Source organism: Arthrobacter sp. NQ7 (assembly GCF_029581595.2).
Taxonomy (GTDB): Bacteria; Actinomycetota; Actinomycetes; order Actinomycetales; family Micrococcaceae; genus Arthrobacter; species Arthrobacter phenanthrenivorans_B.
This window is the reverse complement of the sequence record NZ_JARFXU020000023.1, coordinates 1-13,438: the sequence shown is the minus strand read 5'-3', so window position 1 is coordinate 13,438 and position 13,438 is coordinate 1. Positions and strand designations below refer to the sequence as shown.

7 protein-coding genes are annotated in these 13,438 nt (G+C 66.5%); 5 read left to right on the top strand and 2 right to left on the bottom strand.

Going from position 1 to position 13,438, the window contains the following annotated elements:
- Positions 1 to 28 precede the first annotated feature (28 nt).
- Positions 29 to 517 carry a guanyl-specific ribonuclease gene (locus PUN71_RS18860; protein WP_277799636.1) on the top strand — a complete coding sequence of 163 codons (489 nt, stop codon included), beginning with the start codon at positions 29 to 31 and terminating at the stop codon, positions 515 to 517.
- Between the two features lie 7 nt (positions 518 to 524).
- Positions 525 to 881, top strand: a complete 357-nt coding sequence (locus PUN71_RS18855) for a barstar family protein (protein ID WP_043452108.1) — start codon at positions 525 to 527, stop codon at positions 879 to 881.
- Between the two features lie 17 nt (positions 882 to 898).
- Here the strand turns inward: PUN71_RS18855 and PUN71_RS18850 are convergent, their stop codons facing one another.
- Positions 899 to 2,686: a thiamine pyrophosphate-requiring protein gene (locus PUN71_RS18850; RefSeq protein WP_277799635.1), complete on the bottom strand. Its 1,788-nt coding sequence runs from the start codon at positions 2,684 to 2,686 to the stop codon at positions 899 to 901.
- Between the two features lie 61 nt (positions 2,687 to 2,747).
- Positions 2,748 to 5,366 (bottom strand): alpha-glucan family phosphorylase, encoded by a 2,619-nt coding sequence (gene glgP / locus PUN71_RS18845; RefSeq protein ID WP_277799634.1) that lies wholly within the window; start codon positions 5,364 to 5,366, stop codon positions 2,748 to 2,750.
- A gap of 191 nt (positions 5,367 to 5,557) precedes the next feature.
- On the opposite strand from glgP, the gene PUN71_RS18840 reads away from it, so the two are divergent.
- Genes PUN71_RS18840 through PUN71_RS18830 form a run of 3 tightly spaced genes read left to right on the top strand, consistent with a single transcriptional unit; the run spans position 5,558 to position 13,069 of the window.
- The gene (locus PUN71_RS18840; RefSeq protein ID WP_277799684.1) at positions 5,558 to 7,600 is read left to right on the top strand and encodes an alpha-1,4-glucan--maltose-1-phosphate maltosyltransferase; all 2,043 of its coding nucleotides are present in this window, start codon (positions 5,558 to 5,560) and stop codon (positions 7,598 to 7,600) included.
- The gene (treS, locus tag PUN71_RS18835) at positions 7,597 to 9,390 is read left to right on the top strand and encodes a maltose alpha-D-glucosyltransferase (RefSeq protein WP_043452117.1); all 1,794 of its coding nucleotides are present in this window, start codon (positions 7,597 to 7,599) and stop codon (positions 9,388 to 9,390) included. The genes PUN71_RS18840 and treS overlap by 4 nt, the downstream gene beginning before the upstream one ends.
- Before the next feature lies 1 nt (position 9,391).
- Positions 9,392 to 13,069 (top strand): 1,4-alpha-glucan branching enzyme, encoded by a 3,678-nt coding sequence (locus PUN71_RS18830; protein WP_277799633.1) that lies wholly within the window; start codon positions 9,392 to 9,394, stop codon positions 13,067 to 13,069.
- Positions 13,070 to 13,438 lie beyond the last annotated feature (369 nt).

Here is a 13,438-nt window from a genome sequence, read left to right as displayed (position 1 = left end):
GCAGAAACCGCCCGGCAGGTACACCCGCATGCGCAACCGCTCCATCCTTCCCCTGCTCCTCACCGCCCTGGTGGTGCTGGCCATCGTGGCGTTCGGCGGCGCCGGCCTGCTCGGGCAGTATACGGAAAGCCCGACGCCGGGAACAGCTTCCAGCGCATCCCTCACCCCGGGCGGGGCGGCGGCGTCCGGGGCAGCAAGACAGTCCGCGCGGTATAAGGCGGCGAACCCGTCCAGCCTGCCGGAGGTACGCGAGTCCGCGCTTCCGCCGGAGGGCCGCCGGGTGCTGGCGCTGATCCGGGCGGGCGGCCCCTACCGGTACAGCCAGGATGACCAGGTGTTCGGCAACTTTGAGCGGGTCCTGCCAGCCCGTGACCGCGGCTACTACCGTGAGTACACCGTCCCCACGCCCGGCGAAACGGACCGCGGGGCACGGCGCATCGTTGCAGGCAACGGCGGGGAAAAGTATTACACCGGGGACCATTACACAACGTTCACGTTCATAGCGGAAGGCAGCTAGAGCAACCATGAGAATCTTTTCCGGCGACACCTGGACCCTGGAAGAGCTGCAGGAGCAGGTGGCCGACGCCGGTCGCCGCAGCGTGGTGGTTCCGCCCGCAGACAGCAAACGCACGGTCCTGGAAACCTTCGGCGAGGTCCTGGGCTTTCCCGAACACTACGGCGTGAACCTCGATGCACTGAACGACTCGCTGCATGACTTCGCCGACAGCATCACCGACAACGGCAACCCGCCCGTGACGGTCCTGTGGCAGGTGGCCGCGCCGTTCCGCAGCGACAGGTCGTTCGGCATCATCTGCGAGATCCTGCAGGACGCGGAACGGTACGCCGGCAAGGACCTCGCCGTCACCGCCGTCATGCTCTAGGCCCGCAGCCCGGGCAATCAGCCCTCCGGGCCCTCCTCATGGGACACATAGGTGTCCAGGAGCGCTGAGGCCCGGCCGCCGTCGTCCTCCGCTGCCAACCCCTTGCGCATGCTTTCCGCCTTCTGCCGGCCGGCAGGGAACGGCGGCAGCAGCGGAACCTCGGGATCGGTGAGCACCTCGATCACCACGGGGCAGTCGGCTGCGAAGGCTTCCTCCCAGGCCTCCGCAATCAATTCCGGGTCCTCCACCCGGATGCCCCTGAGCCCCAGCAGGTCCGCGTAGCCGGCGAAGGGGAAATCGGGCAGCTCCTGGCTCGCGGCAAACCTCGGCTCGGCCTCCGACTCACGCTGCTCCCAGGTGACTTCGGTCAGCTCCCGGTTGTTGAAGACACAGACCACGAACCGCGGGTCCTTCCACTGGCGCCAGCGGTGCGCCACCGTCACCAGTTCCGCCACCCCCGCCATCTGCATGGCCCCGTCACCGGCCAGGGCCAGCAGCGGGCGGTCCGGGTGGGCAAGCTTGGCGGCAATCCCGTAGGGGATGGAGCAGCCCATGCTGGCAAGCGTCCCCGACAGGTGCGCGGGGACACCATGGGGGAGCACCAGCTGGCGGGCGTACCAGTAGACGCAGCTCCCGACGTCGATACTCAGCTGGGCGTTTCCGGGCAGCCGGCCGTTCAGCTCCCTGACCACGCGTTCGGGATTGACGGGGCTTGCCGGGACTGCGGCGCGGTCCGCCGCGAGGATGCGCCAGCGGCTGACTTCCGCCTCCACCTCCGAGCGCCACTGGGTGCGGGGGCGGTACTCCAGCCTGCTGTTCAGGGCCTCCAGCGCCGATGCTGCGTCTCCGGCCAGGCCCACCTCCACGGGGTACCGGTTGCCGATGTTCTTCTCATCGACGTCGATCTGCACCGCACGGGCGTTCCCGGGCGGCGGATAGAACTCGGTCCAGGGGTCGTTGGAGCCGACAATCAGGAGGGCGTCGCAGTTCGCCATCAGGTGCGCGCTTGCGGTGGTCCCCAGATGCCCCATGGTGCCCGCCACGAACGGCAGCTCCTCATCCACATATGGCTTGCCCAGAAGACTGGTGGTGATCCCGGCGCCAAGCTTCTCCGCCACGGCAACCACCTCCCCGCCGGCGTGCCTGGCTCCCTGCCCCACGAGCAGGGCCACCCGCTCGGCTGAGTTGAGGATGGCTGCGGCTGCGTTGAGGTCCTCCCCGCGCGGCGTTTTGGCCGCAGCGCTCCAGGACGGCGCCGTGACCACGATGCCGTGCTGCTGTTCCAGTTCGGGCGCCGGCGCGGACTGGACGTCATGCGGGATGACCACGACGCAGGGGGAGGACGTGGCCTTCGCTGTCCGGAAGGCCCGGTCCAGCACCATGGGCACCTGTTCCGGCGCGCTGACCAGCTGCACGAACTGCGAGGCCACATCCTTGAACAGCGACGGAAGGTCGATCTCCTGCATGTAGGCCGAGCCCAGCACCGTCCGGCTCTGCTGGCCCACGATGGCCACCACTGGCACGCTGTCCAGCTTGGCGTCGTAGAGCCCGTTGAGCAGGTGGACCGCACCCGGGCCCTGGGTGGAGGTCACCACCCCCACGCCGCCGGTGTACTTGGCGTGTCCCACGGCCATGAAGGCCGCCGCCTCCTCGTGCCGGGCCTGGATGAACTCCACCTGTCCCTCGGACCGGCGGAGGGCACCCATAAAGCCGTTGAAGCCGTCCCCGCTGTACCCGAACACCCTGCCAACATCCCAGGCGGCGAGGCGCTCCACTATGGCATCGGCCACCGTGCGTTCGGTCATGGCCCCTCCTGGATCGGGTTACTGCCTTCGTCCAGGGAGCCTTACCCACCAGGCGGGCGGGCTATGCGTTGACGATCAGCCCCAGCTCGGCCTTCGAGGCCAGGGCCTCGTGCCGCGGCAGGACGCGGACGGTGTATCCAAACGGTCCGGAGCGGTCGATCACCAGGGAGCCGCTGAACAAGTGCCGCCCGTTGCCCAGGTCCTCCTTCACCTGCAGTTCCATCATGGTGATGTCTGCCAGGGTGTCGTTCTCTTCCGCCTTGCCGTAGGCCACCTCAACGCACACGTCCTCCGGCGTGAGGGCGTTCAAGGCCACGTAGGCGTTGACCTGGAGCGTGTCGCCGATCTGCGGGTCTTCGGAGACGCCCACCGAATCCACGTGTTCCACGTGCACCTGCGGCCAGGCAGCGCGGACCTTCGCCGACCAGGCGGCCAGCCCGCGGGCCTGGGCGTAGGAGTTGGCATTTGCGCTGCGTCCGGCCTCGGCGGCGGGACGGTAAAGGATGTTGACGTAGTCGCGCAGCATGCGTTCCGCGGAGACGGCCGGACCCAGGTGGGAGAGCGTGTGCTTGATCATGGACACCCAATGGGTGGGCACCTTCTCGCTGCCGATGGTCGACGGGCCCGCGGCCCCGGCACCCTCGGACACCGTACTCCCGTAGAAGCGCGGCGCCACCTGCGATTCAAGCAGCTCGTACAGTGCCGCGGCCTCGATGTCGTCGCGTTCCTCGGGGGAGGCGTCGTTGTTGGCCGTGGGAATCGCCCAGCCGTTCTCGCCGTCGTACATCTCATCCCACCAGCCGTCCAGGACGGAAAGGTTCAGCGATCCGTTCAGTGCTGCCTTCATGCCGGAGGTACCGCAGGCCTCCAGCGGGCGCAGCGGGTTGTTCAGCCAGACATCGCAGCCGGGAAACAGGGTCCGGGCCATGGCGATGTCGTAATTCGGCAGGAAAGCGATCCGGTGCCGGACCTCGGGGTCGTCGGTGAAGCGCACCAGGTCCTGGATCATCTTCTTGCCGGCGTCGTCGGCCGGGTGGGACTTGCCGGCGATCACCAGCTGGATGGGATGTTCCTTGTGCAGGAGCAGCGCCTTGAGGCGGGCCGGTTCGCGCAGCATCAGGGTGAGCCGCTTGTAGGTGGGCACGCGGCGGGCAAACCCGATGGTGAGCACGTCCGGGTCCAGGACGTTGTCCGTCCAGCCCAGTTCGGCGTCGGCGGCCCCCCGCTTCTTCCAGGCGGCCCGCAGCCTGCGGCGCACGTCCTCCACCAGGGCGGCCCGCATCTCCCTGCGGAGCGCCCAGACGTCGGCGTCGCTGACGTTGTAGGCCAGGTCCCATTTGCCCAGCGCTTCGGCCTCGCTGCCGAACTGGTCGCGGGCAAGCTTGGAAATGCGGCTGTCGACCCAGGTGGGCACGTGCACTCCGTTGGTCACCGACGTAATGGGCACCTCGCTGTGGTCGAAGCCCGGCCAGAGCGCGGAGAACATGCCGCGGGACACTTCGCCGTGAAGCTTGGCCACGCCGTTGGCGCGCTGGGCCAGCCGCAGGCCCATGACGGCCATGTTGAACACCGAAGGGTTGCCGTCGGCGTAGTTCTCGCGCCCCAGTTCAAGGATCCTGTCCAGCGGCACGGCCGGAGCCAGCCCCGCCTGGAAGAAGTGGCTGATCTGGTTGATCTCGAACCGGTCGATACCGGCAGGCACAGGGGTGTGCGTGGTGAACACCGTCGAGGCACGGCCAGCCGCCAGTGCCTCGTCGAATGTCAGGGCCTGCTCTCCGGACATGAGTTCCTGGATGCGCTCGATCCCCAGGAATCCGGCGTGCCCTTCGTTGGTGTGGAACACCTCCGGCGCGGGGCAGCCCGTCAGCTTCTGGAAGGCGCGCAGGGCTTTGACGCCACCCATGCCGAGCAGGAGTTCCTGCTGCAGCCGGTGGTCCCCGCCGCCGCCGTACAGCCGGTCCGTGATGCTGCGGGCAGCGTCGTCATTGCCGGGGACGTTGGAGTCCAGGAGGAGCAGGGGCACGCGTCCGACGTCGGCACGCCAGATGTGTGCCAGCAGGCGCCTTCCGTTGGGCAGCGGAAGGGCGATCTGCACGGCCCTGCCGTTGCCGTCGGGGGACGGCTCGCGGAGCAGTGTCAGCGGCAGGCCGTCCGGGTCCAGGACCGGGTAGGTCTCCTGCTGCCACGCGTCGCGGGACAGCGACTGCTTGAAATAGCCCGCCTGGTACAGCAGGCCTACACCCACCAACGGAACACCAAGGTCAGAGGCCGCCTTCAGGTGGTCACCGGCCAGGATGCCCAGGCCGCCCGAATACTGGGGGAGGACTTCGGTGATGCCGAACTCGGGGGAGAAGTAGGCGATGCTGGCGGGGGCGTCCGGGCCCAGGCCCTGGTACCAGCGCGGCTCCTCGAGGTACCGGTCAAGGTCCTGTTCCGCGGCGCGGACCTTCTCCACCACGGACTGGTCCGTGGCCAGCTGCTGGAACTCTTCGCGGCTGACCATCCCCAGGAAGCCGATCGGGTCCTGCCCGCTTTCCTCCCAAAGGCGCGGGTTCAGCCCGGCGAAAAGCTCCCGGGTGGGGCGGTGCCAGGACCACCGCAGGTTGCTGGCCAGCCTGGCCAGCGGCCGGATGGGCTCGGGGAGGACTGTACGGACCGTAAACCTGCGGATTGCCTTCACCTGCGTCACACTAACCGACAAGATGCGCGGCCGGAACCAGCTTCAGGTTTCTTTTGGGTAAATGACAGGGGCATGAAGAAAAAGGGCCGCGGCACGCCCAATTTAGTGAGCAGCCTTAGCAATCCAGCGCATTTCTCGCTAACGTCGAGCCTGTGACGACTAACTCAGGAACCAGTGCCGCATCCACCAAAATGCCCCAGCGCCGCATCACCGAGGGACTGCGGTTCGGGCGTTTTCCCATCACCGCCGTGCAGCCCGTCGTCGAAGGCGGCAAGTTTCCGGCCAAGGCCCTGCCGGGGGAAGGCATCGTGGTGGGCGCTACCGCCTTCCGTGAAGGCCACGACCAGCTCGGCGTCAGCGCCGTGCTGCTCGATCCCTCGGGCGCGGAGCGCCAGCGTGTCCGGCTTGCACCGCCGCGTGGGGAACGCGGCATGGGGACGGACCGCTGGGAAGGTGTCCTCACGCCGTCGGAAACCGGAAACTGGTCCTTCGTCATCGAAGCCTGGCACGACCGCTACGGCACCTGGCACCACAATGCGGAGGTGAAGATCGACGCCGGCATCGACGTTGAACTCATGCTTGCCGAGGGAGCCAAGCTGCTCGGCGATGCGGCAGGCGAGGACTTCCGGGACGACGTGGACCGGGCCGCGCTGCGCCATGCATCGGACGTTCTGGCCGACCAGTCCCGCACCACCGAGGAACGGCTGGGAGCCGGCTTCAGCCAGGAAATCGCGGACATCGTCGCCCGCCAGCCCATCCGCGAACTGGTGACCGTTTCCCAGAAGTACCCCCTGCTGGTGGAACGCGACCGTGCCGGCCGCGGCGCCTGGTACGAGTTCTTCCCCCGGTCCGAAGGCGCCGTCAAGGACCACAACACCGGTCAGTGGACGTCCGGCAACTTCCGGACCGCGGCAAAGCGGCTCGATGCCGTGGCCGCCATGGGCTTCGACGTCCTGTACATGCCGCCGATCCATCCCATCGGGGTGCAGCACCGCAAGGGACCGAACAACACCCTGGTGGCCGGTCCGCACGATCCCGGCTCGCCCTGGGCCATCGGTGCCAAGGAGGGCGGCCACGACGCCATCCACCCGGACCTTGGCTCGTTCGAGGACTTCGACGCCTTCGTGGCGCGGGCCAACGAACTCGGCCTGGAAGTGGCGCTTGACCTTGCCCTGCAGGCGGCACCGGACCACCCCTGGGTCGAGTCGCACCCGGAATGGTTCACCACCCGCGTGGACGGCAGCATCGCCTATGCGGAAAACCCGCCAAAGAAGTACCAGGACATATACCCGCTGAATTTCGATAATGACCCTGAGGGACTTTCGCAGGAAATTCTGCGGATTGTGCTGTTGTGGGTCAGCCATGGCGTAAAGATTTTCCGCGTGGATAACCCGCACACCAAACCGGTGTGGTTTTGGGAATGGCTTATCGCGGAAGTGAATAAAGCGGTGCCCGGCGTGGTGTTCCTGGCCGAAGCGTTCACCCGGCCCGCCATGATGCACGCCCTGGGCAGGGCCGGATTCCAGCAGTCCTACACCTACTTCACGTGGCGCAACACCAAGAAGGAGATCGAGGCCTACTTCGACGAAGTCAGCCACGACTCCCCGGCGTTCTTCCGCCCCAACTTCTTCGTCAACACCCCGGACATCCTCACCGAGTACCTGCAGTACGGCGGGCCCGCGGCGTTCCGGATCCGGGCAGTCCTGGCCTCCACCGGCAGCCCGCTTTGGGGTGTCTACGCCGGCTACGAACTGTATGAGCACGTGGCCCGGCCAGGCGCCGAGGAGTACATCGACAACGAAAAGTTCGAGTACAAGCACCGCGACTGGGACGCCGCCGCTGAATCCGGCCGCTCGCTGGCGCCGTACATCACCCGGCTCAACCACATCCGCCGCGACCATCCTGCCCTGCTGGACCTGCAGAACCTCACGGTCCACCAGAGCACCGACGACTCCACCGTGGTGTACTCCAAGCACAAGACGCTCCCCGACGGGTCGAAGGACACCATCATCGTGGTGGTCAACGTGGACCCGCACGTCACCAAGGAGTGCAGCGTGGCCCTGGACCTGGCAGCCCTTGAACTGGACCCCCAGGACCTCACCCCGGGCGGCGGCTTCTACGTGGATGACCTGCTCACCGGACAGAGCTGGGAGTGGGGCGAGTACAACTACGTGCGCCTCGATCCGCACGTGGAGCCCGCCCACATCCTGAGCGTGAGGAGAATGCATTCGTGAGTTTCAATCCGCAAAGTTCCGGGCACTTCACCCCCAAGAGCACGTTCGAGCTAAATGCGCCTGGCCTTCAGCATGACCCGTTGTGGTACCGCAAGGCCGTGTTCTACGAGGTACTTGTCAGGGCCTTTGCGGATGCCAACGGCGATGGGTCCGGGGATTTCTCCGGACTCATCGACCGGTTGGACTATCTGCAGTGGCTGGGCGTGGACTGCCTGTGGCTGCCGCCGTTCTTCCAGTCACCGCTGCGCGACGGCGGCTACGACATCTCCGACTACAACTCGGTCCTGGACGAGTTCGGCACCATCAGCGACTTCAAGCGCCTGGTGGCGGAGGCCCACGCCCGCGGTGTCAGGGTCATCATCGACCTACCCTTGAACCACACCTCGGACCAGCACCCCTGGTTCCAGGAATCCCGCAAGGACCCGGACGGGCCCTTCGGCGACTTCTACGTCTGGAGCGACACGGACGAGAAGTACCAGGATGCGCGCATCATCTTCGTTGACACGGAGGAATCGAACTGGACGTTCGATCCCATCCGCCGCCAGTTCTTCTGGCACCGGTTCTTCAGCCACCAGCCGGACCTGAACTTCGAAAACCCGAAGGTGATCGACGCCGTCTTCGACGTGGTCCGGTTCTGGCTGGACCAGGGGATCGACGGTTTCCGCGCGGACGCCATCCCCTACCTCTACGAGGAAGAAGGCACCAACTGCGAGAACCTTCCCGCCACCCATGAGTTCCTCCGCCAGCTGCGGGCCATGGTGGATGAAGGCTATCCGGGCCGGGTCATCATCGCCGAAGCCAACCAGCCGCCCACCGAGGTGGTGGAGTACTTCGGCACGGTTGAGGAACCCGAATGCCACATGGCGTTCCACTTTCCCATCATGCCCCGGCTGTACTACGCGCTGCGGGACCAGAAGGCGGCGCCCATCATCGAGACCATGCGCGAGACCCCGGACATCCCCGAGGGTGCGCAATGGGGAACGTTCCTCCGCAACCACGACGAGCTCACCCTGGAGATGGTCACCGCGGATGAGCGCGCGGCGATGCTGGGCTGGTACGCACCGGACCCCCGGATGCGCGCCAACATCGGCATCCGCCGCCGCCTGGCACCGCTGCTGGACAACTCCCGCGCTGAGATCGAACTGATCAACGCCCTCCTGCTCTCACTGCCGGGCAGTCCCTTCCTGTACTACGGGGACGAGATCGGCATGGGGGACAACATCTGGCTCGAGGACCGCGACGCCGTCCGCACGCCGATGCAGTGGAACCCGGACCGGAACGCAGGCTTCTCCCACGCCGACCCCGGAAAGCTGTACCTGCCGCCCATCCAGTCGCTGGTCTACAACTACAGCATGGCCAACGTCGAGGCGGAGGCGGCCCATTCGGGTTCCCTGCTGCGCTGGACCCGGCAGATCCTCAGCGTCCGGAAGAACCACCCTGCGTTCGGGCTGGGCGAATTCAAACACATCGAGGCCGACCACGATGCCGTCCTGGCGTACCTGCGTGTCCTGCCGGACAACAACCCCGCGGGCGCGGACGCCGAGACCATCCTGTGCGCCTTCAACCTTTCCCAGCACCCGGTGGCAGCGACCTTGCGCGTTCCCGAATACTCGGGCCGCGGCCTGCGCGACGTCTTCGGCGGCCAGATCTTCCCCGGCATCGGCGACGACGGCACCCTCACACTGACCATCGGAAGCCACGACTTCTTCTGGCTCCGGATGCGGTCGGCGTCCTCCAACCCGTCCTCGCCCTACACCCAGGCCATGCCCATCCTGTCGATAGAGAACTGAGATGAACCAGCCAATCCTCACTCCCGCCCTGACCGCGCTGCTCAAGGAATGGCTGCCGCAGCAGCGATGGTTCCCCGTCAAGACCCCCGATTTCGCCATCAGCCAGGCCGGCAGCCTTGGCCTGGACGATCCCAGCGGCCACGCGGCCCTGGCCGTGTTCCTCCTCAACGTCACCACCGAGGGGGCCGACGGCGGTCCGCGCAGCGCCGTGGTCCAGGTTCCGCTGAGTTTCCGGCCCGCGCCGGCCGGAGGCATGGAGCGTGCGCTGGTGGGCGAGGCTGCGGGAATGGATCCGACCCGGCCCTGGGTATACGACGCCGTGCACGACCCCGATTTCGTCGGCGCCTGGCTGGAGCTCATCCGGCAGGGAGGGAAGGCCGCCAGCGGCGCCGCCACCGGGTACCGCGTGGATGGGCCCTTCCGGCTTCCCACCGCCAAAGGCGTGGTGAAGGTGCTCTCGGGCGAGCAGTCCAACAGTTCGGTCATCGTGGACGACGGCGAATCGGCAGCCATGGTGAAGTTCTTCCGGGTGCTCTCCGAAGGCACCAACCCGGAGATCGAGGTAGGAGCTGCGCTCACCAAGGCGGGAACCTCTGAAGTCCCGGCCACCCTGGGCTGGGTCCGGGGGGAGTGGCTCAGCCAAGGCAGCACGGGCAGCCGCTACGTCCAGGGTGAACTTGCGGTGGCCCATGAATTCCTGGCCGGCGGACGCGACGCCTGGCGGCTTGCCGTGGACGCAGCCCGTTCCGGCAGGGACTTCACGGCAGAGGCGCGGGCCCTTGGCACCGCCACGGCCACGGTACACAAACGACTGGCGGAGGCCCTGGGGCAGTCAGCCGAGCCGGAACCCGGCAAGGGGGCAGGACCCGCTGTTGCCCAGCGCGTCCGCGCCGCCTGGGCAGAAGCCCGTGCCGCCGTCGGCCCTTACGACGACGCCCTGGAGACACTCCTGGCCACCATGGGCAAAGCTCCGGTCGGGCCGTTGCAGCGCATCCATGGCGACCTCCACCTCGGTCAGATCCTGCAGGTCACCGGCCAGACCGGCGGCGAATCCAGGTGGGCGATCCTCGATTTCGAGGGTGAGCCGCTCCGGCCCATCGCGGAACGGAACGTCCCTGATGTTCCCCTGAGGGACGTCGTGGGAATGCTCCGCTCCTTCGACTACGCTGCCGGGGCAGCCCAGCGTGAGCAGGAAGGCGCGCAGGTCCCGGAAGGCTGGGTGGACGCCTGCGCAGATGCCTTCCTGGCGGGCTACGCGGAAGTCATTCCCGGCACGGTGGACCGGACCTCGCCCCTGTTTGTGGCATTGTGGCTGGACAAGGCGCTGTATGAAGTTGTTTATGAAATGCGTAACAGGCCCGACTGGCTGGCGATTCCAGTAAACGCCGCCAGGCGGCTCCTGAGCGGTAACGGCGCCGGCGATCATGCCGGTGCAGCATCGGAAGGTAACGAAATGACAGGCTCAGCACGAACTGACCGTCCGGGGATGCCCCTGCACGTGGATGAAGGCACCCTGGGCAGGATCGCGAACGGTGAACACCACGCCCCCCACTCCGTCCTGGGCGCGCACCTGGACGACTACGGGCATGTCACCATCCGCACCGTGAAGCACCTCGCCGAGGCCATTTCCGTGGTCACGCAGGCCGGCGAAGTCCCCATGCAGCACGAGGCCCATGGCGTGTGGGTTGCCGTCCTTGAACCGGTGGAGCAGGGCCACGTTCCCGACTACCGGTTGTCGGTCACCTACCCGGGCCGGGACGCGGTCACCGTCGACGAACCGTACCGCTACCTCCCCACGGTGGGCGAAGTGGACCTGCACCTCATCGGCGAAGGCCGGCACGAGAAACTGTGGCAGGTGCTCGGCGCCCACGTCCGGCACTACAAGTCGTCACTGGGTGACGTGAACGGCGTTTCCTTTGCCGTGTGGGCCCCGAATGCGCAGGCCGTCCGGATCAAGGGCGACTTCAATGCCTGGGACGGCCGCGAAAACTCAATGCGCTCATTGGGGTCCTCCGGTGTCTGGGAGGTCTTTATCCCCGGGGTGGAAGCAGGTGCGTGCTACAAGTACGAAATCCTGACCCGCGGTGGCTACTGGGTTGAAAAAGCTGATCCGCTGGCGTTCGGCACCGAGGTTCCCCCTCTAACGGCATCCCGCGTGGTGGAGCCCTCCTACGCCTTCAAGGACGACGAATGGATGGAAGCGCGGGCCAAGCGCGATCCCCACAACTCAGCCATGAGCGTCTATGAGGTGCACCTCGGGTCCTGGCGCCTGGGCCTTGGCTACCGCGAACTGGCCAAGGAACTGGTGGAGTACGTCAAGTGGCTCGGATTCACGCACGTCGAATTCATGCCGGTGGCCGAGCACCCGTTCGGCGGCTCCTGGGGCTACCAAGTCACGTCCTACTACGCCCCCACGTCCAGGTTCGGCCACCCCGACGAGTTCCGCTACCTGGTGGACGCCCTCCACCAGGCAGGCATCGGCGTACTGCTGGACTGGGTGCCGGCGCACTTCCCCAAGGACGCCTGGGCGCTGGCCCGGTTCGACGGTGAACCCCTCTACGAGCACTCCGACCCGGCGCTCGGGGAACACCCTGACTGGGGCACCCTGATCTTCGACTTCGGCCGCACCGAGGTCCGGAACTTCCTGGTGGCGAACGCCCTCTACTGGCTGGAGGAATTCCACATCGACGGGCTGCGCGTGGACGCCGTGGCCTCCATGCTCTATCTCGACTACTCGCGGCAGGAAGGCCAGTGGCGGCCCAACCGCTTTGGTGGCCGGGAGAACCTCGAGGCCATCTCCTTCCTGCAGGAAGTCAACGCCACCGTCTATAAGACCCACCCCGGCGCGGTCATGATCGCGGAAGAATCCACAGCCTTCCCCGGTGTTACCGCACCGACCAGCCACGGCGGCCTGGGCTTCGGCCTGAAGTGGAACATGGGCTGGATGCATGACTCCCTCAAGTACATGTCCGAGGATCCCTACAACCGCCGCTGGCACCACGGCACGGTCACGTTCTCCCTGGTCTACGCCTTCACCGAGAACTTCCTGCTGCCGATCAGCCACGACGAGGTTGTCCACGGCAAGGGCTCCATGCTCCGCAAGATGCCGGGTGACCGCTGGCAGCAGCTGGCCAACCTGCGCGCCTTCCTCGCCTACCAGTGGGCCCACCCCGGCAAGCAGCTCATCTTCATGGGCACCGAGTTCGGCCAGGAAGCCGAGTGGTCGGAACAGCACGGGCTGGACTGGTGGCTTGCCGAGATCCCCGCGCACCGGGGACTGCAGCTGCTGACCAAGGACCTCAACGAGCTGTATGCAGCCACGCCGGCCCTCTACTCCCAGGACAACGTTCCGGCCGGGTTCCAGTGGATCAACGGGGGAGACTCGGACCGCAACGTCTTGTCCTTCATCAGGTGGGACAAGGACGGCAACCCGATTGTCTGCGCCATCAACTTCTCGGGTGCACCCCACGTTGGGTACACCCTGGGAGTTCCGACGGCTGGTGCATGGACCGAAGTCCTGAACACCGACCACTCCACCTACGGGGGATCCGGCGTGCTCAACACCGGAGAGCTGAAGGCAACGGACGAAGGCCAGGATGGCCAGCCGGCCACCCTTACCGTCACGCTGCCTCCGCTCGGGGCGTCCTACTTCAAGCCCGGAGCAACAGCAGCCAAGTGATCCCCGCCTGCAGGATCACCTGCAGGAGCGGAACGCACGCAGCACGAACAAAGGCCCGGAATCCCCGTGATTCCGGGCCTTTCGGCGCCCGGCAGGACAGCACGCAGCAGCGGACTGGCGATCCCGGATGAGTGGTGGTACAGTTTATTTCCGCGCTGCTCCACGGAGTCAGACGGAAAACCGATCCCCCAAGCATAAGCTGAGGATGATCGCGGACGCCGGTTTGACACGCAGGAAGCCAGCGGGTAAGTTTGAAAAGTTGCTCCGGAGCGATCCTGAACGTTGGTTTGGGTGGTGCCGGGTGTGTCTGTTGTTTGAGAACTCAATAGTGTGCCAAGTTTGTTGATACCGATTATGTAATGTGATTGG